Genomic DNA, 26,150 nt, shown 5'->3' on the forward strand with positions numbered 1-26,150 from the left:
TTTGGAGCCTTATTTGCCATCTATTTTAAGTCAACTTACAACACTATTGCAGCGCCGAAAAGGCATTTGGTTTAGCGTTATTTTGCTGCTCGCAGTGTTCAGTAGTGAACCTAATCGTTGGTTTGGCAAGGTCGATGCAACGCTCTACACGGCTTACAACCACCTTAATCAGTCGCCATGGCTGGCATCGCGCTTAACTACGCCTGAGGTTGTAAGTATCGAAAGTGATGTACTTTATCGTGAACATATAGATATCGTCTCAGCACTGGCTTCTTACCCAGTAAAAGCGGTGATTGTGCTGAGCAATGCCACCCTAGCCGGTGTAAGTTCGTTACCAAATACTTATTATCCGCTCCAAACAGAGCAGTTGTGTTTACCTGCACCAACTGTTTGGTATGGTGCAATGGGGGCGTATCAACCTGATGCAGATAATTGTAGGAATGTGTGGCAAACACTTTATCCAGAGCGAGATCATCAGCAAACTCAGTTACTGAATTTTCAAACTCCGATTGGTCAGATCCCCAAGTTTACTGCCAAACGCCTTTTAGCAGGCGATGTGCTGCCAACTCAACTCGCCAACAAAGTGGTTATCGTCAGCCAGAGTCACAATCGTTTAGTGCTACCTTTAACGATTTCTTTGTTGCCTAATTCCCACGATCCTTCCATTCTTTACGCCTATCTTGCTGATAATCTGGCTAAGCAGCAACTGATCACCATTACCCCTAGGGTTTGGCACCTAAGCTCGACCTTAGTACTGGTGCTGTTATTACTATTTTGCTACCAGCAACTGCAAGTACGAAAAGCCTTTTTAGTCGCGATATTGGCGTCAACTTTAGCGCTCCTGAGTAGCGCTACAGTTTTTATTACTCTGCAACACTTGCTACCGGCTGGCAGTTGGCTGATTTATATCTGGCTTATTTTCATCTTAGTGTTTTTAAATCAAAAGCTGCGTGATGAACGCCATTTGCTCGATTTGATAGCCTTAGTGCAAGAGCGCATGATGGGTCGCTATTTACCAAAGGCCTTTACCGCCCGAGATAATCCTTGGGATGCTATAGTGGTAATGGTAAGGCAGCAATTAGACTTACAGAAAACCATTTTTTTGGCCCGTATCAGTACCGACCATCGCCTGCGTGAGATCCGTGCTGTTGGCTGTAACATAGATGAAATCACAGAACTTCGCCGAGATTTTGAACGTGAGCCTTATGCCAGCGCTATTAAGGCCATTGGCGCAATTAAGGTAGAGCGCACTTTCTTCCAACATCTTGCTGAAAATGAGCAGCAATATTTGGTGCCTTTGATGTATGCAGGAGACATTCGTGGTTTCTGGGCTATGACAGTGCGTACCGACGCCACGTTTAACGAAAGTGCTTTTATCCGCAATGTAAACCGCTTTGCTAGCCAAATTGGCGAGTTACTGTTTCATTTTGACTTACACACTCGACAGCAACAAACTCAGCAACACCCTTTGGCAAAAACCTTGCTATTGACCATCAACCAACCTCTAAGCCAGCAAGTTCGTAGTGCTATCAATGAGATGGAGCAAAAGCTTAATACACTTGAGCAAGTGTTTAACCACCTGCACAGCGCTGCGATTTTATTTAATCTGTTTGGCCAAGTCGTACAAACCAACGCGGCTCTTGAGCGCTTTGCCAATTTGCATCAGTTGACCATCTTTGATATGACCGCGCTCGACATGCTAAGCAAAGTCACTTCGTTGTCGCATGAAGAAGCCAAAGGAAAATTGCGTTTTATTACCTTGCACCATGGCACGCTGTTTCTGCCCGTGCTCCTCGCTCAGCACAAATATATATTAAAAATCAGTGCATTGGACGAAAAGTCAGCATCCAGCAGTGGTAACCCATTTGAAATTGTTGGCATCGTGTTTGAATTTTTAGAAATGACGGAGCTGTTTGCTAATCTCAATTCACCTGAGATCTTACTCAATGCGCTGTGCAACAACTTACAGGAAAGTAGCACCGACCCGACGGAGGCTTGGTCTTAGTGGATTGGACTTTAGCACTCTTTCCTGAAGGCGGCGGTTTAGGCCAATCGGTTATCACCACAGTTTGGATTGGTGTAATGGTAGTTGGCTTTTTAAATTTGCGCTTTGGCTTTCCGCTTACGGGCTTAGTTGTACCGGGTTATCTTGTCCCTTTGTTTATTTCCAGCCCTACTTCAGCTGTCGTGATCTTAGTGGAATCTGTGGTGGTTTTCGGCTTAATGCGTTTGACTGCCAAAACCGCCATGGAGCACTTTGGCTATGCCGAAATGTTTGGCCGAGACCGCTTTTTTGCCATTATTTTATTGAGCATTCTGGTGCGCGTGGTGATGGACACATTACTTTGGCCCAGTGTCGCCCTGCTCTTAAGTCAATGGGACATCAGTTTTGATTATGCCTCGGAGCTCTATAGCTTGGGCTTAGTGATCATCGCGTTAACCGCTAATGTGATGTGGAATGGCGGCTTCCGCTATGGCGTAAAAGTAACGGCTATTCAGTTAGCACTGACCTATGTCATTGTGCGCTATGGCTTAATGGGCTGGACCAATTTCAGCATCGCCAATTTAAGTATTATGTATGAAGCAGTCGCAGCTTCTATTGTTGCGGCGCCAAAAGCCTATATTATTTTGGTGATTACTGCATTTTTAGCTTCCCGCGCTAACATCAAATACGGCTGGGAATTTAACGGTATTATGTTGCCCGCGCTACTTGCGTTACAACTTACCCAGCCAAGTAAACTCATTACCTCGTTTATTGAAACCGGTGTCATTTTGCTCATCGGCGGCCTGTTGCTTAGCTATACACGGCTGCGCCATGCCAACTTTGAAGGCGCACGCTTGCTGATGTTTTTTTTCAACATAGGTTTTGCTTACAAACTGCTGCTCAATTATTGGGTGGTGCACTATTACCCCGCGCTGAAAGTGACTGACACCTTCGCTTTTGGCTATATGTTATCCACTCTGCTCGCGCTCAAGATTTATCAAAAAAATGCCCTTGGCTTGATTATTCGCGCTACGTTACAGACCTCAGTACTTGGTGGCTTCTATGCCATTGCGATAGGTTTTTTGTTTATGTTTGTGCCAAGCTTATTATTTACTCCAACCTCGGTGGAGCTCCAGCCAGTAGGCGCTCCACGTACGCTCAGCGAACGAGTTAATGACTATAAAAGCGTGCTGTTTACCCAAAGCAAACAACCGTTATCGTTAGCACAATTGCAAGAGCAACAGCAACTTGAACGGTTTAGCCTCGCGGTGAAAGGACTTGCGCGCACGCCTGATAGCGAAGCTCTAAACAGGCTTGCGAGCGAATTTGCTGCGCTTGATTTTATCCTAGAGCAGGACGACGAACATTGGTTTATTAGTGATAGGCAAGGTCATGCTTCGCGTGGCTTATTTGTGCTCAATCGAAACCCACATGCAGAACATGTTGTGCTAGTCCCTTTTCCAAACAGTGAGCGACTTGCTAGTGACAGCGCTATTGCGCTTTATAGTCTTTACCGAGGGCGCGCCTTAGTGCTTGGTAATCAGCAAACACCGAGGGTGGAACTCAGTTCTCCCCCACCGCCACAAGCCTATGTCAATGCGTTTCTGACCGCGATAGGCAACACCGAACTGGTACAATTGCGTGAAACCAACAAACGTTACCAAACGCCACACTTAGCAACGCCAATCAGCAGTAGTTTTTGGATCTACAATCAAATCCCAAATTCAATCTCGCAGCGCGATTTGCTTGAGGTATTTGGCCCACTTACGGCAAATTTTGGGTTAGCTACGCCGTTTAGTTTACCTACCCCCCAATATCATGGCCAATTTATCGAGATTTTTATCAACAGTGAGAACTACGCGACCTTGCTGGCTAAGCTCGCGGCCCAACACAGTGCATTTACCACCACCGCGCTACTTGAACGTAATATCAGTCTTGATACCTTGATAGCTGAATATACACCACATATCTCAGCAAAAGGCAGCTATCAGTTTCAATTGTTAAGTTTTAGTCAGGCAGCGCTCTGGGAAAACGAAATCCTTAAGCCTTTGTTTGCCCTTGCTGCAAACAGTGATCCAGAAACATTAACGACAGCAACACACTTACACCTCAATCGACTGAACGCTATTGCGTTCACTATGGGCTATCAGTTGCAGTATATTCGTAACTCTGAAGGTCATTTTGTGGCGCTCTTGCCGCGTGATGAAGCTCAGTATTATCAGCTAGGCCAAGGTATGTACGTGCTTGCCTTAGGTAAACCAAGCGCTACGACCATACAAGTGCCAAGGCCATTATTTGAAAGTAATACCTTAAAGTTTGCTGCTCAATTATTTAGTCAAAGTAATGCTGAGCTGTTGCTGATTGCTGGCGCACATCCCTTTGCCAGTCCTACTGCCAACGTAATGTCGCCAGATAATGTGACCTCTTTATTTAATGTGGTACACCAAAGTGCGCAGCGCTATTTTAATGGCGTACCCATTCTAAATTTACAGATCCGCAGTCACAGCGCACCTTCATCAGTGCGCCCAAGCGCCATTGCGTTTCAGAACACTTTTGCCCAACCAGAGCAAGCAAACTTGCTCGCACAACTTGAGACTGCGCTACGCCGTTTAGGAGTAGAAGCGCAATGGGTGCAAGGGCAAAGCGCCACCCGCGGATTAGAACTTGGCACATCCCCACAATCGGGATATCAGCAATTTAGTACACAAAGTGAGTTGGCGACATTATGGTTAGCCGCAGACTTTAAACAGCAGTTTTCCATCTCAGCTCAAGCACTTGAAGAGCGCTTACTGAGCGTTGCGCATGATGCCGTGGTGTATCCGTTTAATCACGCACAGTTTGCTCAATTGCCTTGGGCTCAGCTCACCGACCAACAGCGCAATCAGTTACAAGCCATGCAGCAAGCGTATTTAAGTAATCAGCATGTGCCTTATTTGTACGCGCTTTGTCAGGCGCTCTCAGATAGTCATTGTAAGGTGGTAGATATCTTCCAGAACCAAACCGAGCTGGCGCTACTAATAACCAATGGTGAAGTCATTTATGGCGTCTATCTGCCAACCCGTAACAAACTACTGTTCAATCGCGCCGACGTGGCGGCCTTGATGGTGCAACCATGAGTGCCCTAAAACGCGCCTTATTGTGGTTATTCATGCTGATCTTAAGCTTTGGCTTGCTGTGGTGGGCCACACAACTATACTGGTGGCTGGCCTCAGCAGAGCCTGTGGCAGCTCGTGGCGATGACGAAACCCGTTCAAAAGTACATTGGCTATCACCAACCAAACCGTTAGTTTACGCCTTTAACCCAAACCGCACGCAAGGTATTCGTGTGCTGTCCAACGCGATTTTTAATGGTGCGGTGACCATCACTACTCCAGTCAACTATGCCATTGAATACGCTTTGTTAGACGACAAACAACAAGTATTAAGTCGTCATGTTTATCACCATGCTTCAAAATTGGTCGACAACACAGTTGCTGAGCAGGTCAAACAGTTGATTGAAAATCGCGAAGCCCTTTCGGTAGCATCTGGGCAGTCTTTTTTCATTGACCACGCACACTTAAAAACCGCTTCGGCGCTGTCACTCCGTCTTATTCCAGAAGAGCCATTAATGCGCGGCGTAGTGGTGCGGTTACACGCCAAAGTCCCTACCGCAGAAGGCGATTTGGAACGCGCGTGGTTAAAACTCCCTCAAGCCCGCCGCGATAGGTTGCTTGCTTATCACTCATTGGGGGCCAACGGCGTAAGTGAACAGGAGTTAGCGCAGGTCGTTGCCAGCACTTGGCTTAAACTTGCTCCGCAAGGCGTGCCGAACATAGACTTCAGCGCAGATACACTCTATGAACACCTCCCCTATAATGTAATGACTTACGATTTTGGTGCGTTACAGCTCGATTTAGATGGCTTTTACAGCAGTGCGGGGCTTAACGCTTCAATTCGGCTTCGCGAAGCGACTACGCTCAAGATGAAAAGCACCTCACCACACAGTGACTTAACCTTAACTTGGTACGATTTTGCCGAGCTCCAGCCACCACAAAACGTGCCGCTCACAGCGTCAAACGATGGTTTTTACGTAACACCAAAACTGAAACCTGGCTTGTTATTGATCCAATCAGACGCAGTGCGCGTGAGCCGCTGGTTTTTATCTGATGGTACCCCAGTTCAAGCCAAACATAGTTATCTTTACGCCTTAACACCAGAGCGCAGTGCGCATTTTAGTGTTGTATCTGGTGCGGATGTTGCGCTTGAATTGCGCGTGCCGCCCAACGCGTTAATAGACAGTACCGCAGCAATCAGCCAAGCACCATTGAGTGTTGATATTGCGCTCTATCAAGATGGGCAATTAATTGAACGCAGTACCATAGAGCTAAATCGTACTATGTCCACCACAGATCGGCATATTGCTGATGACACCAATCGCTATCAAGTAGGCGAAGCCAACCGAATTTATTTACAAGTACCTAAGTCTGTCAATCGCATTGAACTTAGCAGCAATGCTAGTGTGTGGGCAAAACTCCAAGCTCGCCTTGGGCACGGTCATTATCGCCAATACCGCTGTGAGCAAAACTGCCAACCTGAGCAATATCGAGAAATCGGCGCTTGGTTTAGCCAAGCAGCAGACAATGACTACGATTTTATCGCCGCGAATGCGCTGTTTGCAGTACGTTTATTTGAAGCAGCCCCAGAGCCGCAGCCCACTACAACAACTTATCAAAGTGTGCCTTTAGACTCCGCTAAACGTACCGTAACTGCGCTGCTACCAGCGCCTTGGAAGTACTTTGAGGCACCACCAGCGGCAACCCCATACCGTTTTAGCCGTGTAACAACGCCTTTCGATATGAATCACCCGGATATGAATCACCCGGAGTTGAAATTAATTGCCAGCTATAACAGCCCCCCTTATGTGCAGCAGTGGTCTGGGGTACAGCAACCAGAGCAGCTCAGTGCCAATCTCAAAAACGCCAAGCGGGTGTTTATCAATAACCAAGCTGCCGCTCCTTGGTTGGAACAAAGGCTTTACTTTGTTGCGCGTGGCGACACACTCACCTTACGCTATGATAAAGTGCCGCAAAGCATAGTTCTCAAGCTGTTTGCCACCCGCTCTAATCACACTTTACTGCTGCAAACGGCGCTTAAAGGCGTGCGCCGTGACGGGATTTGGTCAGATTACACCATTCGCAACAAGGACTTTTTCTTGGCACCTTGGCAATCTGAGGGTGAGCAAGCGTTTTTACTGCACCCCAAAACGCCCACGCTCTATGCCTATGACAGTGTCACCTTACCAATCGGCACTGATTTAAGCACACTGCAGCAACTCGAGCTCACTGTCGATTCCGACGTTTGGATAGGTATTAGTAATGAGTATTATGATGCGCAGCGACAAGTGGACTGGAGGCAAAATGAACTTCGTTAAAGTGGTTTTACTAACATTGTGGTTATTGCCCCTGTCTTTAACTGCTGCCCCTACAGCAAACGCAATTGCCGATTGGCTTAACGACCCCAGAGCACCTTTAGCCGGCATTGAGGTCAAGGCCAAAGCCACCTACTGGCAAGCAATAGATACCGACCCCGATGGTTTTGGTGGTGCCGCCAATTATGCGCCTGAACGTAGCCAATGCGTTATTTTTGCACCACATCAGTTTTTTGATGAGCACACTTTAACCTTAGCGCAAAGCCTTTTCCCATTGTGCCAACTGTTGTTATGGAATACTCAACATCGTCATACTCGCACTAAACAAGGTGACAGCCGAGATTTCAGCCTCACCACACAAAGCTGGCCATATCAATTACTTAAGGCCTATTTAACGCGTTACCCCAGCGCGACTATTATCCAATTACACGGTTTTAGTCGTGATAAACGCCATACTGAAGCCGCTAAAAATGCCGATCTTATCCTAAGCAATGGCAATCGCAGCGGTTCAAAGCGGCTACAAGACCTACAGCAATGCTTTAGTAACGCAGGTTATCAGGCACTGCGCTACCCGCAACAAGTCAGCGAATTGGGCGGTACGCGTAATGTACTCAATCAACTGCTCACTCAACCGGGGCAGTTTATTCACCTCGAAATGGAGCGCAATACTCGACTTGGCCTAGTGCAATCTGAAACCAAACTGGAGCAGTGGAAACTATGTTTCGCTTTCTTGCATTCCTCTTAGCGCTAAGCGTTATAACACCAGCACTTGGTTCGCCTGCAGCGGTGTTAACACCTGCGCAGTGGCAGCACAGCGCGATGGTTACGCCATGGCCGGATAACTCAGATGTCAGCAGCTTTAATCGTGACCCCGTTGCTGTAAGCGCGGACAGCAGTTACAGCTTAGCAGCCGAACAATCAGCATGGCTTTGGCTGCCCGCGTATCGTTGGTTACAAGTACCTGTTAAGGATGTAAAAGCAACCGATTGGTCCGCTGGTAATACCCCGTTTGCCCAAGCTCGGCTCGATTTATTCCAATGGCAGTGTCAAGAACAACACTGTCAATTACCTAGTAGCGCCCATAACCGCTGGCTTAGAGTCACCAATCACAACACTACCGCACGAGCTATACCTGCACTTGAGGGGCGCTGGCAAAGCGCTGACGATGCTTTTTGGCAACCACGCGCTTTGGCATTATCGGGCCAACGTTTAAACCAAGGAGCACAATCAAGTTACTGGTATCAACTCGAGGCAAAGCAAAGCGTACAGCTCTTTTTTGCCAACCCCAGCTATATAAAAATTGCCTTTCGTCAGGATTTAACCCTGTTGGATGACGCACAACCCGGCGCACTCAATATTTACCTTAATGAGCAGCTGGTTACGCGCTTAGTCGCCAACCAACAGCAAGCGTTGGAGTTCAACAACGTCGAGGTGAGTATCGCCCGCAGTGAGTTTCTAAATATCCCAGCCAACAGTTATTTGCGTGTCAGCGCCAATGCTTTGCATTGGTTGCAAATAAGCGACGCGGCACGGCCATTTTTGGATATGCGCAGTAATGATAAATTGCCATTACCTGAGTTGCTGCCTACTTGGTATAAAAGTTTAAATAACACCGCACAAGCTATTTATCTGGCTAAGGATATCAGCGCATTAAACCCGGCAGCAAACCAGCTACGTACTAACCTTGCACAGCGTCGCCAAGCCGACCTTGAGGCTATTTTTACCCTCGCTACACCGCTTACCCCTACGCTACAAACCCAGCCTATCACCACCATGTATAGGCAAGAAACCGTACAGGAATTCTGGCGTCAAGTCGAAGACTTAGTTTATCCAGCAAGCCAAGCTCGTCATTTGCAAAGCCACAACCTAACCGAGCAAATGACTTTTCAGCTGCCGCGTAGACGCGTAACTGACAAGGTGAGTTTGTATCTACGTGCAACACGCCCAAGCCAGTTGACGTTACAAAGTGAGAGTTTAACCCAACAAATTCAGTTAGTTGCTACTGAAAGCTGGGTCAAACTGGACATTGCAGTACCACTTCAAACGAAACAGTTACTATTCACTACCAACGAGCCACTACAACTTGCGCTAGTGGCACAAACCTTGGCACCGCTGCCTTATCATGCCGGTTGGCTAAGCCAACCGGGTAGTAACCAGCAAATAGCACCGGCAATTGAGCAGTGGTTGGCCGAGCAGCAAGCTCAGCGCGCCGAGCTGTACTTATCAGCCAGTCGCGCCTTAGATAATACTTCAACGGCAGCTGAGCAATCAGCCATCAGTAACAGTACCAGCACCAGTCAAGGCTACTATCTGCTCGGTGAAGCAGCGCAATTAATGACTGACGCGCCATTATTAGCCTTACCCACACTCAAACAGCTCACTTCCCATAGCGATATCAACATTGCGAGCAAAGCTTGGCAATTGCGAATAAAGGCGCTGCGGTTATTGCAAGAGAGTAATCTTGCCGAGCGCTATCTGCGCAGTTTACTGCAAAGTGCTCAACCTGAACTTGCCGCTTTGGCTGCAGAGCTTCTTATCGACTACTACCAGCATACTGCGCAGTGGTATCCGTTATTATCTTTATGTAGCAGTCTCCATCCAGCTCCAGCTGATTGCAAGGCACATCAAACAGCTTGGTTGATGGAGGAGCAACAATGGCTCGCCCTTGCTTGGCATTCACGCGAAGCTGACGCTGAGCATTTTACCCTTGCTAAACATTGGTTAGGCTGGACTGACGATGATGTGCGTCCACAGCCTGTCTCTTGGCAAATGCAGCAACATGGCCAGTTGATGTTACAAACTGCAACTGGGGAGCAAACAGTCAGTGTATTAAACCAAGCGCAAAGCATCACGTTACAAGCGGAGCAAGACAGTGAGGTTCGCTTAAAAGTACGTGCAGCTTTTACGGCCAGTAGCACTGAGCGTAACGCTTGGCTGAAACTTAGCGGAACGCAGCAAGCGCAATTTTTGCCTATTATCAACGATATCTCAGCCGAGCAACTCACCTTAGCTGACGGCACCCCGCTTTCTATCGCAAGTAATGCCCGCTTTACTTTACATCAAGGACAGTCTTTAACGCTCAGTAGCGACACCCAGCTCTATCTTGAAATCGCATTACAACCGTTAGCTCAAGCCACAATACGACCACAACCGCTGCCAAGCGAGCAATGGCTTTCACCACATTTGTCAGCGGAGCAGTTTATTGCCACGCTTTACGGTGCGCCAGTCGATCCTACAACCCTGATTAATAATGCGTTATACCTGCTCGAGCGCAATGAGTTGAGCCAAGCACACTATATTGCGGTGCTACAGCGGTTGCATTGGCTTAAATACGACCAAACACCAGAGCCACGTTACGCTCGTTTAATGCGCTATGGCGAATGGCAAGAAGCCACTCGCTACCTTGATTTTGCCAGTGCCGAATTAATCCCGCTTGATACTCCAATCGCAGCGAGCCAAGCCGAGCGAATACTGCGCCACAGTGTAAGTAAAGACTTACCGGGGATAGTGCTGCGCGCCAACCATCTATTGCAGTTCGATTTATCCAAATTACAAACCAGTGCCGTACGCCTCGCGCTCTATTACAGCTCAGCTGAATTTGCACCGCATCAAAACACTGAAGTTGCTATCACCTATCAGGGCCAAACCACCTCTCATACCATAACGGAGCAAGAGCCGCTGTATTTGGGTTTTGAACTGCCACAGATAGCTGAGCAGATCCCACTCACATTGCAATGGCTAACCCCACAACTGGCAGAAATGGTTACAGTCGAGCTTGAAGTGCCAAGCGGAAATGGTCAATGGCAAACGTTTTTACTCGATAACCAACAGCGTTTTTATCGCGCCGACGCCAAACAAGCCGTTAAGTTGGAACTCACTCATGACAGCTGGCTAAAACTGGAATATTGGCAACCTTCGGGTCGGGTTGAGCAACAAGCGTTTTATCCCGCAGGGCGCATCACTCTTGCTGCTGCAACGCAGTTTCCAGTGCGTGCTCAGTCATGGCAATTGCGTTCGAGTAAAGAAAAACTCAACTACCGAAAGCAGCTAGTGCAGCCTATCGGTGAACCGTGGCAAGCCAATACCATAGCCGTAACCCAAGTGCAGTGGCAAGATGCACCAACGCAACTCACCGACGCCCCCTATTGGTATGGCGAACTACGGCTACGCGAACAAGGGATCTTTGAAGGGGATGACGAGCTCACCAGCAATGCAGCACAGCAACTGGCGCTTGGTTTTAAACAGGCTTGGCAAAATCATTGGTTGCAAGGTGAGGTCAGTAAAAGTGTGAGTCCAAACTTCCAAGATTACTGGCAGCTCGACCTAGGTTATCGTTTTCGCGATACGGAACAAAGTTGGTACGCTAAGGCCGACCTCATAACGCTTTGGCAACCTAGTACAGCTCAGTTTGACGCGCTGTGGCGCGCAACTGCAAAGCTGGCGCTCGGCCAATATCTCAACAGTGATACATTGCTACGCCATCGCTGGCAGTTCCAAGGCTTTTATAGCGATAGTAATATTGATGGCTTTCGCTATTACTTACAACCCGACATTAGCCCTGCGCTTTTTACTTATTATCGTGAAGATCACCACACTGGCTGGCAATGGGACTGGATCAGTCAATATCAACCGTATCTTGATCAGCGCTGGCAAGTTGGTGCGAGTTTACTGAGTAATGCTGATTGGCAAAGTTTAGATACCGCCCGTTTTACCCTTGATTGGCAACAATTCTATCAAGGGCAAACGCTCAATTTGGGACTGAGTAGCCGCTATCGTTTTGCCGATGACAATCGTGCGCAAAGCTTTTGGCAGTATTACTTTAATGCACGTTGGCAACTGCCGCTGCAAGTCACTCAGCATTTAACTGCTTGGTTTAGTTTAGATTGGCAACGTAGTTTACAAAATGCCGACAGTAACTTGGCCATTACACTACAACTCGGTAATCTCGGCACCACAGGCTACAACCCGTTTGCTTTTGATGAAGTTATGTTTGAATCTTTACGGGTTACGGAGCTGCTGCGCAGTCTTGAGGAGAGCTATGAGTAACACCGCGCTTAAGCAACAGATCACCGATTTATTATTTGCTGACATCGCCAAATTCTGGCTTAACCTCTATCGCCAAAAATATCTCAATCTAGTCGAAGAGTTAGCACAATGGCCGTTATTACAAAACCGCCCAGAACAAGAAGATGAGCAAAGCTGGCTGATGCTACAAAGCATTGCGTTTTTGCAGCACAGTATCAATCAGCGCTGTGTGCGCTTACAGCAGTTGGAATCCGGTCAACGCAGTTTTGTCGAACGCTTAAATCATGCCGAACTGCAGCTGGAAAAAGAATTTCACATTTTACGCTATGCCGAAGAACTAGGCGCTAGCCGCACTCAGCTTCAAGGCGACAAACAAGCTTTACAGCGCTGGCTTGACGCCAGTGCCATGACCGCACGCTATCAAGATCAGGTTGCTGAGCTCGAGCAAAGTCTTAAGTTTTTAATTGGTAAATTGGGCGATATCGCAAAACGCTATTTACGCCGCGACCCAAGCGCGATGGCTTTTTCATGGCAAAAGCTGGATTTACAGAACTACTTTATCAATCTCTTAAACACCCAAGGCAATAGCCATTTACGTAACAGCCTGTTCCGAGCGCTGGTAAACCTTGGAGCACTGTTGCACGATGCCGGCTCCGAACTGGAGTTGCATGCAGAATTAGCAGCGCATTTGGTGCAAGCGCTGGAGCAACCCGACACTCCCTATCAAGCTATCATAGACATACTTGAGATCCTCATCCAGCAACGACCGACGTTTGTCCGCGCGCATATGTGGGCCGCTATCAGTGGCTCAGAATTATTAGCTGACGGCAAACCAAATAATCCCGACGAGTTATTTATGCAGTGTGCCTTTGCGCGCATTTTGGCCAGCCAGCCCACCTTAAGTAGCAAAGATGAACAATTGCTGCTGGCACTGGCGGCACATTGTTATCCAAGTGTGCGACAAAGTGTGCTGGAACAACTGCATGCCTTACCTTTGCCGCTTTGCGAGCAGATCTTGGCGGCACGTTTTGCAGCTGAATCTTTAATCGCGGTGCGCTTAACCTTAGTCAAACAACTGTGTGACTTCCGTCTTGGTGAAGGTGAATTACTTTGGCCTTGGTGGCAAGCATTATTAAGTGATAACGAGCCTCTGGCAGTAAAACGCTATTGCCTTGAACTAACCGCTCGCATGCTACTCAATATGCAAAGTCACAGTGACCGTCCCGAGTTGCTGCATCAACGTTTTTTAGGCTATTTAAATCACCGCTTAGAAGTTGAACCTGAGATTGCGGTACGGCGCTATATTGCCCGCACTCGCGAGCAACTAGTGGGATTTGCGCTGCAATCTGCCATGGTCAAACTGGAACAACATTTGGCAAGTGCCGATACGGTTATAAAAATTAGTCAAAGTGAGTTTAGCGCCGAGTTATTAGGACGCTTATTAAGCATTAAAGCGCAAGCTAAAATTGCCTTTAATGTCACAAGTCACAAGGGTTACTGGCTGGTTCGTAAAGACTACCATTATGGCTTTCGCTTATGGCGGTTTTGGCATGAACTCACCCACCCGAGTACAGATAAACGCCAAAGTTATTCGCATACTACCGCCCGAAAACCCAGCGCCGAGATTTTTGTGCCAAGCTGCACCATTGCTGAGCTCAGTGAAACTCAGGTTCCGGGCGAACCGCTTTTTGATAATAAAGATCACAGCACTAGACCTTATTTGCCACTGCCCGATCACCTTTTGTCGGTGTTAAGTCAAGACAATGTGCCAAGCCCAAGTTTATGCTTTACCCCTGATGGGATCTTGCTATTGACTCGTCCAGCCAGTTTTATCACCAGATTAAAAAGCTATTTCCAGATCTCGTTACGGTTTGCCGAACTTGACCGTCTGCGCAAAGGCAATGCGGTTGAGCAGCAACATTATTTAGCCGCAATTCAGCAATATGGCTTTGAGTGCCAGTTTAAAGCCTATGGTGCGGTGTTAGAGCAACCCACGCCTATTGAGCGTTCGATTGTCGAGCGCTTCCAACGGCCACTTAGTTCATTATCGCTAACAGGTTTTAATCTATGGCTCAGCTTTAAGGAATACAGCGTTTCAATCTATCAAAATAGTATCGGGCAACTGATGTTCTTCGTAGTGGCGTTTATTACCTACTTTTGGACTCGACACGTGCATGTTGGCCGAAAAATAAAACGTAATCGTCGTGCTATTCCAATCAGTATTGGTGGCTGGGGAACGCGTGGCAAATCGGGCACAGAACGTCTCAAAGCCGCGCTCTTTTCTAGTCTAGCACTGCGGGTGGTGAGTAAAACCACTGGCTGCGAAGCTATGATGATCTACACCAAAAGCAGTGGCGAACAATTTGAGATCCCGTTATTTCGACCATTTGAAAAAGCCAGCATTTGGGAACAACACGATGTGCTCGAATTTGCGAAAAATGTTCGTGCCGACGTATTCCTATGGGAATGTATGGGGCTTAACCCAAGGTATGTGAAAATTCTCCGCCGCTGGATGCAAGATAATTTTGCCACCATCACCAATGCCTATCCAGATCATGAAGATATTCTTGGCCCTCGCGGAGTGGATGTCGCCAAAGAGATTGGCGCCTTTATTGGTGAACGCAGCCAAGTATTTACCGCTGAACAAAGCATGATGCCCGTGCTTGAGCAAGACGCGCTCACCAAACACACTTCACTCATCCAAGTGCATTGGAGTGATGGTTTACAGATCTCACCTGAGATCCGCGCACTCTATCCCTATGATGAACATCCCGACAACATCGCGCTGGTATGCAAAATGGCAGCTTATATTGGGATCAGCAAAGACCGCGTTTACAAAGAAACGGCCGCGCGTATCGTCCCTGACGTCGGCGTACTGCGCCACTTTGGTCCTGCTAAAGTCGCTCACCTGACGCAGTCCTTTGTCAGCGGCATGTCTGCTAATGAGCGCCTTGCGACTTTGGACAATTGGCACCGTCTCGGGCTTGATGCAGTGTCCGCTGAGCCGCTGAGACAAAGTGTCGCGCTTATCAATAATCGCGCGGACAGGGTGGCTCGTTCCAAAGTTTTTGCGCAATTATTGGCACAAGATCTGAGCTTTGAATTACTTGTCGTGGTGGGTAGCAACGTTGACGGCTTTGCCACTTATTTACGCCAAGCTCTCGAAGAGCGTTTGCAACGCGCCATCAGCAATCAGGATAAAGACGAGATAACTGCGCTGTTCAGGCATTTAAAGATTGCCGACCACGAGCAATATTGGCTTAACAAGTGGCAGCTGCTGCTCGCTCCTGAACTTGACCATCAAGCCACCTTGACGGACGTTCCTATGTGGTTAAATGCTGCTGAGCTAAGTGTTACTCAGTTTGCTTTTATCAACAATCAACTCGCTCTGTTACACAGTTGGTATCGCATTACGCAAACTGGCAAGATAGAAAATTCAGCAGCAGAGTTAGCGGCTTTATTGTCACAGTGGCAGGCTTGTCGCTGTATTGAAGTTACTGACAGTTACATCAGTGCCGATCAATTAGCGCTGACTATCGCCAGTCATGGTCTTAGCAAGCAACATCAACTGATTTTTGGTATGCAAAATATTAAAGGACCTGGGCTTAGCTTTGTAAATGCATGGCAAAAATGGCAGCGCATGCAACAGACCTTGAGCACCTTACTGAGCGACAAGCAAACCTCGGTACCGTTTCGGCGCCTGCTGACAGGGATTTTACAAGAGCCGGAATATAATCTACTCACCCAACAACTGCTCACCGACAACTTGCCTTTGCTGCAAAAATCACCGCTCGCGCAAAGTGAGTTTGTCCAAGCCGAGCTAGGTCAACTCACGCTGCGGCTAGCAGCTGATAACAAGCAAAACGCCACCACCAGTAATGAGTCACACGCGGTGTTGCGCTTTGTTGCCCAAGTGATTGAGTCATTTTTAGATGCTGGCGCTGCGGTGAAGCGAAAAAAAACCGCGCTGCAGATTTATCAGGATATTGCGGCCAAGCGTATTACGGTTGAAAAAGCAGTCAGCTTGCTGCGAGATCTCAATCGCAGCCAAAAACCAGGATGGCTCTATCTGAAGTGGCAAGCCAAAACCAACAAAAAATAATACTTTTTAATTATAGAAAGTTTAAATCTGACGATTGATTTCCTATTTTTCGGATAAACAATGTTCCACATTTGATCTAACACAAACAAACTGGTACTATTTACCTAGTTTTATAGCAAGGATTGTTAACATTAACTTAACATCCGTGAGGTCACAATGAAGTTTTCATTATTATCAATCACATTAGCAACGTTAGTAACAGCAACGCCTAGCCTTGCTGCCAACTTAGTCGCAAATGGATCTTTTGAACAAACTCCGAGTTTTTCTAGTACATGGACTTTATTTGACACGTTATCTGGCTGGCAACGTGAAGGCGCTAAATTTGAAATCCAAAAAACATCATTAGGTATCATTGCCGCGCAAGATGGCAATCAATATTTAGAGCTCGACTCAACCGCTAATTACACTGCCAAACAAACCATTGCCACGACAGCGGGCAAAAGTTATGTCTTAACGTTTTATTACTCAGCCCGAGTGGTGAATAACACCAACACTAACCGTGCCTCGGTCACATGGAATGGTACTGAAGTCATCGCGTTAAACGCCACAACCCGCGGCTGGCAAAAAGTCGAACTGCAAGTTACTGCAACTTCTGCTGATAGCGAATTGGCGTTCAAAGGCATGGGTACATCTGATTCGTATGGCGCCTTGATAGACAACGTAGCGTTAGTCGAGAAAGTGTCACGCCCTAACTGTACTACAGGCCTATTTGCGATTAACAATTTCGGCGACCCAGTCGAAGGTTATGTTTATCACTTGGACCCTGCCACGGGTGAATCTACTATGTTGGCAAATCTGACCAATACCGCGTCCAATATCGCTGCTGCAAATGGCAACTTGTTCTTTATGGAGCAAACCAATAGCAGCAATCGCGATTCAACAATTTGGCGCTACGATTTACGCACCAGCAGCCAAAGCCAAGTTGTGGCGACCAACTCCTATCCGATTTATCGCTCAGCGGTGCGTGACGATGGCCAAGCACTGCGTGCAACGAGCCAGACTTATATGTACGACTTTGATTTGCAAACTGGCGCTAAAACTGTACTGGGCAAATTAAGTTATGCCGGTGACAGCTTTGAGCATGGTGATATCGCCTACTCAGCCGATGGTAACGTACTTTATGTACTTACTGGTCAAGCGCTATATACGCTAGCAACAGGTAGCATGGAACTGACTAAGATTGGCGAACATGGTATTAACTGGGCGTCTGGCCTTGCAATTACCGACAGTGGTGAAATGTATGTGTCTGGTCGTAACAGTGGCGAAAATGCCAAACTTTACCAGCTTAACCCACAAACTGCTGAAGCCACATTTGTGATGGAAGGCCCTCGTCATATCAATGACTTGACCTTCTCAGGCGAACAATGCCTGTAATCTTAAGCTAAATTCAAGCAGCAAAAGCCAGTTTAAAAACTGGCTTTTTTATTTCCCGGTACAGCCAAATCCAAGTGCTGGTAAGGCTTCCCCATTAGGCTTCGACTGGGTATACTGATGTGCTTTTATAGAAAAATTCGCCACAAACTGTGGACGAATACGGAAAATTGGCCACCCGTTCAAGACGACAAATACAACAATGGCCAAACGATTAACTAGTTAGGAAGAGTCTATGAGTTCATTACCCAAGACAGGCGATTTTTTAGGTCATCCTAAAGGATTGTTCCTGCTGTTCGGCACAGAAATGTGGGAACGCTTTGGCTATTACGGCATGCGTGCCATTTTAGTACTGTATCTGGTAGCGTTAAGCCAAGATGGTGGTTTCGGCTGGTCAAACGCAGACGCGTTAAGCCTATATGGTACTTTTACCATGGCCGTCTACATCACTCCTTTGATAGGTGGTTGGCTAGCCGATAACGTATTGGGGCAGCGTAAAGCCATTATCATTGGTGGCTTCTTGATGGCCGCGGGTCATTTTATTATGGGTATCCCACACAGCGTGCTCGCGGGCCAAGAAGAAAACGTATTCTATTTGGGTTTAGCGTTACTGTGCTGTGGTAACGGTCTATTCAAACCAAACATTTCTACTATGGTTGGCGACCTCTATAGCGAAGGTGATAAACGCCGTGACGGTGCCTTCACGATTTTCTATATGGGTATCAACTTAGGTGGCGCATTAGGTCCATTAGTGGCGGGTTATGCTGCTGCAGTCATGGGCTGGCAAGCTGGCTTTATTACCGCTGGTATCGGTATGATAATCTCTGTAGTGCTACAAATGTCTCTAAGTCAGAAGTACTTAGGTGATATTGGTCGCGTTCCAGCTGCCAAATTATCGCAAGCTCGCTCTGAAAGTAACACTAAAGAGCCACTTACCAAAGTAGAACGTGACCGCGTCAAAGTTATCGCGGCGATGAGCGTGTTCAGTATCATCTTCTGGATGGGCTTTGAGCAAGCCGGAGGTTTGATGAACCTCTTTGCTAACGACTACACCAACCGCATGTTGCTCGGCTTTGAAGTGCCAGCCTCGTGGTTCCAATCACTAAACTCAATTTTCATCATCGTATTTGCACCAGTTGTGGCTATGGTATGGCTTAAGATGGACAACCGTGAACCTAACTCACCGGTGAAGTTCGCAATCGCGCTGGTATTCTTGGCACTGGGTTTCTTAACTATGATGCTAGCGCTTATCACTGAAGGTGGCCAAGGCGACCAGATGCAGATCAGCATGATGTGGTTGGTGCTGTTTTATCTATTCCACACTTTAGGTGAACTGTGCTTATCGCCAATCGGTTTATCTATGGTGAGTAAACTAGCCCCACTACGTTTAGCATCTATGCTAATGGGCTTCTGGTTCCTATGTACCGCGGTAGCAAATAAAATTGCGGGCTTTGTTGGCTCGTTCATTGGTGAAGGTGAAGCCGCAATGGAAAACGCCATGGGTATTTTCATTGGTCTGGGTGCTACTGCACTTATCTCTGCTGGCTTGATGTACTTCCTAAGCGACCGCTTAGTTGATTGGATGCACGGCGCAGAAGGCAATACGCAGCCGCATACCCAAGAACATATGCTTGCTGAAGAGCTAGAAGTGACAGCTGTAAAACAATAACAGCATGACTTTAGAGCGCTTAGCAGAGGGGGTAACTGAGGTTACCCCTTTTTTGTATATCAAAGTTTACAACTTAAGCGTTTTAGCACAATTTTCACCTTCTCTCGACTCACTCACTCGCCAGCACTGCACAACCAGATAAAATTAAAAATTTGATATATTTCATAACAATAGGGTTAAGTTCCTCGCTGAACAGTAACGCTAAAACGAGAAATCTCTGTCAAGCCCCAACCTAAAAATGAGCTTTGCAGCAAGTGAGTCATTTTGTGGCAAAAAATTGGTTGCTTGTGCAACTAAATTTACATTTTCAAAACCCTCATTTCACGCTCTCATCTTCCTCTTTTTCGCTATTTGCAAGATGATCAAGTCATCATGAAATAACACATCGCAGTGCTTAAATTGCGGGAGAAAGACAATGAGTGAAGTGAATAATCCATTAGGTTTAGTCGGTATTGAGTTTACCGAGTACGCAACGCCAGACACAGACTATATGCACAAAGTCTTCACTGACTTTGGCTTTTCTAAATTGAAGAAATTCAAAGGCAAAGATATCTCTTATTACAACCAGAACGATATCCACTTCCTTTTGAACAACGAGCGCACCGGCTTTTCTGCTGAGTTTGCCAAGTCACATGGTCCAGCAATTTGCTCTATGGGCTGGCGTGTCGAGGACGCGGCTAAAGCGTTTGCCACTGCCGTTGAGCGTGGCGCAAAACCAGCAACGGATGCAACCCACAAAGATTTACCTTACCCAGCCATTTACGGTATCGGTGACAGCCTAATTTATTTCATCGATGTGTTTGGCGATAAAGGCTCAATCTTTGATACTGACTTTGAAGATTTAGCCGAGCAAAACCGCGTTGCTGACAAAGGCTTTTTACGCATTGACCATTTAACCAACAACGTATTCAAAGGCACCATGGAAACGTGGGCTAACTTCTATAAAAACGTGTTTGGTTTTACAGAAGTACGCTACTTCGATATCAAAGGTCAAAAAACCGCGCTACTGTCTTATGCACTAAAATCACCATGCGGTACCTTCAGCATTCCAATTAACGAAGGTAAAGACAATAACAACAACCAAATCGATGAGTACTTAAACGAGTACAACGGCCCGGGCGTCCAGCATTTGGCATTTTTGACTAATGACTTAGTGGGTTCGTTAGACAAACTAGATCGCTCTTGCATCCAAACTTTAGATATCGTTGATCACTACTATGATACGATTTTCGACCGTGTACCTTGGGTTAAAGAAGACCGCGAAAAGATCAGACAGCACCAAATCCTTGTCGATAGTCAGAAAGAAAATTGCTACCTATTGCAAATTTTCACCAAAAACCTGTTTGGTCCAATCTTTATCGAGATGATCCAACGCGTTGATGATGGTGGCTTCGGTGAAGGTAACTTCCAAGCGCTATTTGAATCGATTGAACGTGACCAAGAGCGTCGCGGCGTCATTTAATTATCATGACTGAAAAAGCAGCACCTTGGCGTGCTGCTTTTTGTATTTTCTGTTGCCTGGTTGAAACTTACCATGCAGCACATTTGCAGTGTGCTGCGAATGTGCCACAATAGCGCCACGGCAACGCTTCAAGGAATTATCATGTCTTTTATTAACGAAACTCACGACGTTAACTTACGCAGCTGGGTTGCCAGCGCGAACGACGGTAAAACTGATTTCCCAATTCAAAACTTACCATTTGCTATTTTTCGCCGTAAAGGTTCGCAAGAAGCGTTCCGCGGTGGCGTTGCGATTGGCGATCAAGTGCTAGATTTGGCCGTGGTTGCCAATCAACAATTGTTCACCGGTTTAGCGCAAGAAGCAGTCGTTGCAGCGGCGCAATCTAAGCTCAATACTTTTATGGGCCTAGGTAAAGCGCATTGGTCTGCACTACGTTTGGCATTGTCACAAGCGCTCCGTGTTGGTGCAACAGCGCAATCTCAGCTAGAAAGCGCGTTAGTGGCGCAAGCTGAGGTTGAATACGATATGCCGTGTACCATCGGCGATTACACCGATTTTTATACGTCAATTTATCACGCCACAGCAGTTGGGCGTTTATTCCGTCCGGACAACCCATTATTGCCAAACTACAAGTGGGTGCCAATTGGTTACCATGGCCGCGCTTCGTCAATTGGTGTATCAGGTCAAACCTTTCCGCGACCAAAAGGTCAAACGAAAGCGCCTGACGCCGAAGTACCGAGCTTTGGACCATGTAAACGCTTAGATTATGAACTAGAAGTGGCCATTTACATCGGTAAAGGCAATGCCCTAGGTAATGCCATCGCTTTGGATGACAGCGATGAGCATGTGTTTGGCTTTAGCCTCTTTAACGATTGGTCAGCGCGTGATTTACAAGCTTGGGAGTATCAGCCGCTTGGTCCATTCCTTGCGAAAAACTTCGCCTCTACTGTATCGCCTTGGATTGTTAGCAACGAAGCATTAGCGCCGTACCGTCAGACTTGGCAACGTGACGCGGCAGATCCACAGCCGCTGGCTTATCTTGACTCAGCACACAACCGTGAGCTTGGCGCTTACGACATTATTATGGATGTTGCAATTGAGACTGAGCAAATGCGTGCTAAAGGTGAAAGTGCCAGTGTGGTATCACAATCTAGCTTTAAACACTCTTACTGGACTGTTGCACAAATGGTTGCCCACCACACAGTGAATGGTTGTAACCTACAACCTGGCGATATGCTTGGCTCAGGTACGCAGTCAGGACCAAGCCACGAAGAAGCCGGTTCACTACTAGAATTAACCCGTGGCGGCAAAGAGGCTATCACCCTTAATAACGGTGAAACACGTACTTTCCTAGCCGATGGTGACAACGTCATTATGCGTGGCTGGTGTGAAAAGCCGGGCTTTGCCCGTATTGGTTTTGGACGCGTTGAATCTACTATTTTAGCGGCTCAATAACCTTGTAAATTTCATTTATAAAACAAAGGGGTGAAATTTCACCCCTTTTTGTTTGATTTTTTTGCTGGCCTTTTAGCGAAAAATTGCTAAATTAGAGCGATCTTTGCAGTAATGACGATAATATGACGAACCAATTCAAGCGCTTTCTACAACGCTGTTGCCAACCAAAACAGGTGCTGATCCGCCGTAATGGTCAAGTTTCGACTTGGCAAATCGGTCGTTTCGCGCAAATTTTGGTGCTGGCGCTCGTTATTGCGCTGGCTATCTGGCTCGCTATTGTCACGCAAGGCTATTATGAGCGCCAATCAACTATCTTCTCACTGACTGAGGTTGGGCAAACTAATGCGCAATCTTGGCAGGCAGAAAAGCGCCGTCTCACCGCACAACTTGAACAACAACAGCAACAACTCGCAGCACTGCAACAAAAACAAATTTTGCTCCAAGAAGTCGTTGATTCACTGCCCACCAGTTTAACTCAAGGCCTAAGTGGTAACGGTGAACTCAGTGCTAATCTCGATGGTAGCAACGACAATATAGAAGAACACAGTGACGAAGGTCTGCCCGATATTCATAGTTCGGATGAAACATCAGAGCCATTAGCTGCAACCACCACGGCAGCACAACAAAACCCAGCGGTAGCAGTAACAGCCCCGCAAACTGCAACAAAAGCAGAACCAACACCACCTCCGAGCGTGGTCAACGAATCGCAAAGTCAGGCGCCCGCCAAAACAGGCAGCAATGTGCCGTTTGCGGCACAAGCCTCGGTGCTCAATAGCCAACTCGAATTACTGGTACAACGCCTGCAACAGGCAATTGACCTACGTCAACTTGCACTCAAAGCGAGTTTCTCCGAAGCCGGTCTTATCGCCGCCCTAGCACCACTTAATTCTGCCGAAGGCCAAGGTGGTCCACTCCACCAAGTGGCTGACGATGCGCTCAGTAAAGATTACCTCTCGTTGGCTGATAGCCTAGTGCGGTTAAATCAACTTGAACAAGTGCTTGCCAACTTACCTGATTCCCTACCCGCTGAAGATTATTATATTTCTAGCGCTTATGGTTTACGTAAAGATCCCCTTACAGGTCAACGCGCTTTTCACAAAGGTGTTGATTTAGCGGGCTGGCACAAAACACGTATTTTCGCCCCAGCCGATGGTGTGGTAGTGCGCGCTGGTCGTAATGGTGGCTATGGCAATTTTATTGAACTTGAGCATGCTAATGGAGTTAAAACCCGCTTTGGCCACTTGCACACCATAGCCGTTGAAAAAGGCCAAACCGTTAAAAAACAAGATGTGATTGCCCTGATGGGGAGCACAGGTCGCAGCACTAGCACGCATTTGCACTATGAAGTACTGCATAATGATAAGCAGATCAATCCAATTAAACTCACAAAGGCGTTAAGTAGTGTTCAGTAAGAAAAAGCCCGATAGTTTATTTTCATTTATTGCCGAAGGCATGCAAGTCACGGGTAATATTCAGTGCGCTGGTGAATTACAGGTTGATGGTCAAGTCGATGGCACAATCCAAGCCGCCCGTTTAGTGGTTGGTGAAGGCGGTAAAATTAATGGCGAGATCAATGCGTCTACTGTGCTCATCAAAGGTATGGTGGAAGGCACCATCAATGCAGAGCAAGTGACCATTGAAAAATCCGCTAAAGTCCGTGGTGATGTGATCCACGATACGTTAAGTATGGAAGCTGGCGCGATTGTAGAAGGCAGCTTAACGCACAAACATCAAGTTGCATCTGTAACGCCATTAAAAGAAAAGTCACAGGAAGCTTAAACCAATATTCCAGCCGCTACCCAATTCACCTAAACCAACACCTGAGGTTAACCAATAAATGTCTGGTGCGCCTGCTGAGGCCCCTGCTGTCAGTAAGGATACTGAAATCCACAGACGCTCATTGAGGGTGAGATAAGAGAGCCCCGATATATGTTTGTTGCAAGCCATCGCTTGGCAACCATGATAACAGATGAAGCAATCTATCTTGCAAATGGGCAATAAACAGGCCGCTAACGCGGCCAAAAGAATGGTATTACCTATTGAGTCAGATAAGGCTCGTATGTGTTAAGCTTTTTCTGCTGGCCATTTGGCAAACGCGAACACCCAAACTATGATGAGGTTTACAATAGGAACAAGCATTATTAATGCCCACCATCCGGAATAACCCGCCTTTTTTGCAATTGGCCTGAACAGGAGTAGTGGAATTAAAACAATGATCAAAATTATTAATAGTTGCCAAATACTGATGCCACCGATGCCCATGATTAGTTGCCTCCCTTTGGCTGAATATTCCATTTTGAAAGCGCCAAAATTAGCGCACAAACGAGAACACCTAGGCCGGGTATCAGTATGGTGAGACTGATAGCTGGGTTAAGGCCAGCCTTCCCGCATATGCGCCATGTTGGATATAGCAGCAGCACCGCTACGAGAATGATTTGAACAATGAGTTCTTCCACTTATTTTTCCTTTTCTTGTGAAGCCTAAAACTTTTAGTTTTTATAGGATACGTTGTTTGTATCACATAATCCCTTGTTGAACTGGGGCAATACCTGCACTTAGCTTGGTGTAGTTTATACTATGGGTATTTGCTTTTTAAGCTTAAGGGGTAATTGGTTTGCCCAATCCGTTACCTTACTTTGCGCTTCCTAGCATCGCTCAGTCGTTTTTATGATTTCATTACAGCCAATTCAGGGGCTTTAAGCAACCTTTTTTAAGCCGCGCAGCACATCCCCTCCCGATTATTTACATTAGGTTAACTTATTGAGGTTCGGCAGCTCGTTTGTGCTGCTAACTCAGTCGTATATCAGCCTGAGGGTCGTCTTGGTTGTGTCTTTGTGCTGTGAACAGCCATTTTAGACTCAGTCACCCATCCCCACAGATTTGACAGGCTCAACTCGATAAAGGCGGTGGTTGCGCTTCTCTTAGCTATGTGGTTTGAACCTCTGATTCAATTAAAACAATGACAATTAAAACAATGTCGTCCATCATTATTGATATTGATGCTGGGAAAATCAGGTTAAAATGGATGAGAGCACTTCAACCTTTTAAGGTAAAAAATGCTCATCAATAGGTTGGCTTTTGGCGCACAAGCGTTTCACAGCAAGCGGCTATTGTTCATCCTAGACCTTCTCGCTCTGAACTAACATTAAGTATCAGACTTGTTACTGCTCCACAGCAGTGCGCAACCGTTATTAAATTATGACTTCTTTGCCGTAATATACATAGTGACATCGGCATGAAAGACTAAGTTGCCATCTTTATCAAAAATATCTACTGGCACAATTAAATCGCTTTTATCCTGCCACTCGGCGGGCACATTGATGCTTGCAATGGCACTTAAATCACTGGTGGCTTTTTGCAGATATTGCACCTGCATACCTCTTGGGATCCAGCGATGGGTTTTGCTTGGTAAGGTCGCATCCAACATCACACCAGCACAAAGCTCGGCTAGGTTACATTGAGCTATCGCATGCACCGTACCGATATGATTATGAACCCGCCGGCGATTTGGCAAAATAGCCCGACAACAGCCCGGTTGTAGCTCTGTAACATAAGGTTTAATGGTCGCAAAATAAGGCGCCTTGAAACAAATTGCTTTAGAAAACAACCAGTTTCCAAAAGGTAACCAGCTTAAGCGCTGATAAATTTTTAGTAATTGCCCACTCATTCTGACGC

The 26,150-nt window shown here is 46.8% G+C and carries 15 protein-coding genes; 12 read left to right on the top strand and 3 right to left on the bottom strand.

What is annotated here, in order from left to right; translation table 11 throughout:
* Positions 1 to 13 precede the first annotated feature (13 nt).
* From ACFOEE_RS12675 to ACFOEE_RS12730, 12 genes are all read left to right on the top strand, one after another.
* Entirely contained in the window at positions 14 to 2,005 is a 1,992-nt protein-coding gene (locus tag ACFOEE_RS12675) for a hypothetical protein (RefSeq protein ID WP_377124795.1), read from the top strand.
* On the top strand, positions 2,005 to 5,100 hold the full coding sequence (locus tag ACFOEE_RS12680; RefSeq protein WP_377124797.1) for a poly-gamma-glutamate biosynthesis protein PgsC/CapC: 3,096 nt from the start codon (positions 2,005 to 2,007) through the stop codon (positions 5,098 to 5,100). Before ACFOEE_RS12675 ends, ACFOEE_RS12680 begins: the two co-directional genes overlap by 1 nt.
* A complete protein-coding gene (locus ACFOEE_RS12685) occupies positions 5,097 to 7,394 on the top strand; it encodes a hypothetical protein (protein WP_377124799.1) in 2,298 nt (765 codons plus the stop codon). Before ACFOEE_RS12680 ends, ACFOEE_RS12685 begins: the two co-directional genes overlap by 4 nt.
* A complete protein-coding gene (locus tag ACFOEE_RS12690) occupies positions 7,339 to 8,136 on the top strand; it encodes a hypothetical protein (protein WP_377124801.1) in 798 nt (265 codons plus the stop codon). The genes ACFOEE_RS12685 and ACFOEE_RS12690 overlap by 56 nt, the downstream gene beginning before the upstream one ends.
* Complete coding sequence (locus ACFOEE_RS12695) at positions 8,109 to 12,437, top strand: hypothetical protein (protein ID WP_377124803.1); 4,329 nt, start codon at positions 8,109 to 8,111, stop codon at positions 12,435 to 12,437. Before ACFOEE_RS12690 ends, ACFOEE_RS12695 begins: the two co-directional genes overlap by 28 nt.
* Positions 12,430 to 16,518, top strand: coding sequence for a poly-gamma-glutamate synthase PgsB (locus ACFOEE_RS12700; RefSeq protein ID WP_377124805.1), 4,089 nt, complete (start codon positions 12,430 to 12,432; stop codon positions 16,516 to 16,518). The genes ACFOEE_RS12695 and ACFOEE_RS12700 overlap by 8 nt, the downstream gene beginning before the upstream one ends.
* Positions 16,519 to 16,674: 156 nt before the next feature.
* Positions 16,675 to 17,892 carry a DUF642 domain-containing protein gene (locus ACFOEE_RS12705; RefSeq protein ID WP_377124807.1) on the top strand — a complete coding sequence of 406 codons (1,218 nt, stop codon included), beginning with the start codon at positions 16,675 to 16,677 and terminating at the stop codon, positions 17,890 to 17,892.
* A 232-nt stretch (positions 17,893 to 18,124) separates the two neighbouring features.
* A complete protein-coding gene (locus tag ACFOEE_RS12710) occupies positions 18,125 to 19,558 on the top strand; it encodes a peptide MFS transporter (RefSeq protein ID WP_377124809.1) in 1,434 nt (477 codons plus the stop codon).
* 415 nt (positions 19,559 to 19,973) lie between these two features.
* Positions 19,974 to 21,020, top strand: coding sequence for a 4-hydroxyphenylpyruvate dioxygenase (gene hppD / locus ACFOEE_RS12715; protein WP_377124811.1), 1,047 nt, complete (start codon positions 19,974 to 19,976; stop codon positions 21,018 to 21,020).
* A gap of 141 nt (positions 21,021 to 21,161) precedes the next feature.
* Entirely contained in the window at positions 21,162 to 22,475 is a 1,314-nt protein-coding gene (fahA, locus tag ACFOEE_RS12720) for a fumarylacetoacetase (RefSeq protein ID WP_377124813.1), read from the top strand.
* Positions 22,476 to 22,597: 122 nt separating this feature from the next.
* Positions 22,598 to 23,887: a peptidoglycan DD-metalloendopeptidase family protein gene (locus ACFOEE_RS12725; RefSeq protein WP_377124815.1), complete on the top strand. Its 1,290-nt coding sequence runs from the start codon at positions 22,598 to 22,600 to the stop codon at positions 23,885 to 23,887.
* Positions 23,877 to 24,254 carry a bactofilin family protein gene (locus ACFOEE_RS12730; protein WP_377124817.1) on the top strand — a complete coding sequence of 126 codons (378 nt, stop codon included), beginning with the start codon at positions 23,877 to 23,879 and terminating at the stop codon, positions 24,252 to 24,254. Before ACFOEE_RS12725 ends, ACFOEE_RS12730 begins: the two co-directional genes overlap by 11 nt.
* Here ACFOEE_RS12730 and ACFOEE_RS12735 read toward each other — a convergent pair.
* From ACFOEE_RS12735 to ACFOEE_RS12745, 3 genes are all read right to left on the bottom strand, one after another.
* A complete protein-coding gene (locus tag ACFOEE_RS12735; protein ID WP_377124819.1) occupies positions 24,240 to 24,422 on the bottom strand; it encodes a hypothetical protein in 183 nt (60 codons plus the stop codon). The genes ACFOEE_RS12730 and ACFOEE_RS12735 overlap by 15 nt on opposite strands.
* Before the next feature lie 117 nt (positions 24,423 to 24,539).
* On the bottom strand, positions 24,540 to 24,770 hold the full coding sequence (locus ACFOEE_RS12740) for a hypothetical protein (RefSeq protein WP_377124821.1): 231 nt from the start codon (positions 24,768 to 24,770) through the stop codon (positions 24,540 to 24,542).
* 901 nt (positions 24,771 to 25,671) lie between these two features.
* Positions 25,672 to 26,142, bottom strand: coding sequence for a hotdog fold domain-containing protein (locus ACFOEE_RS12745; protein ID WP_377124823.1), 471 nt, complete (start codon positions 26,140 to 26,142; stop codon positions 25,672 to 25,674).
* Positions 26,143 to 26,150 lie beyond the last annotated feature (8 nt).

Origin of the sequence: Pseudoalteromonas fenneropenaei, from assembly GCF_042643375.1 — a bacterium.
Lineage (GTDB): Bacteria > Pseudomonadota > Gammaproteobacteria > Enterobacterales > Alteromonadaceae > Pseudoalteromonas > Pseudoalteromonas fenneropenaei.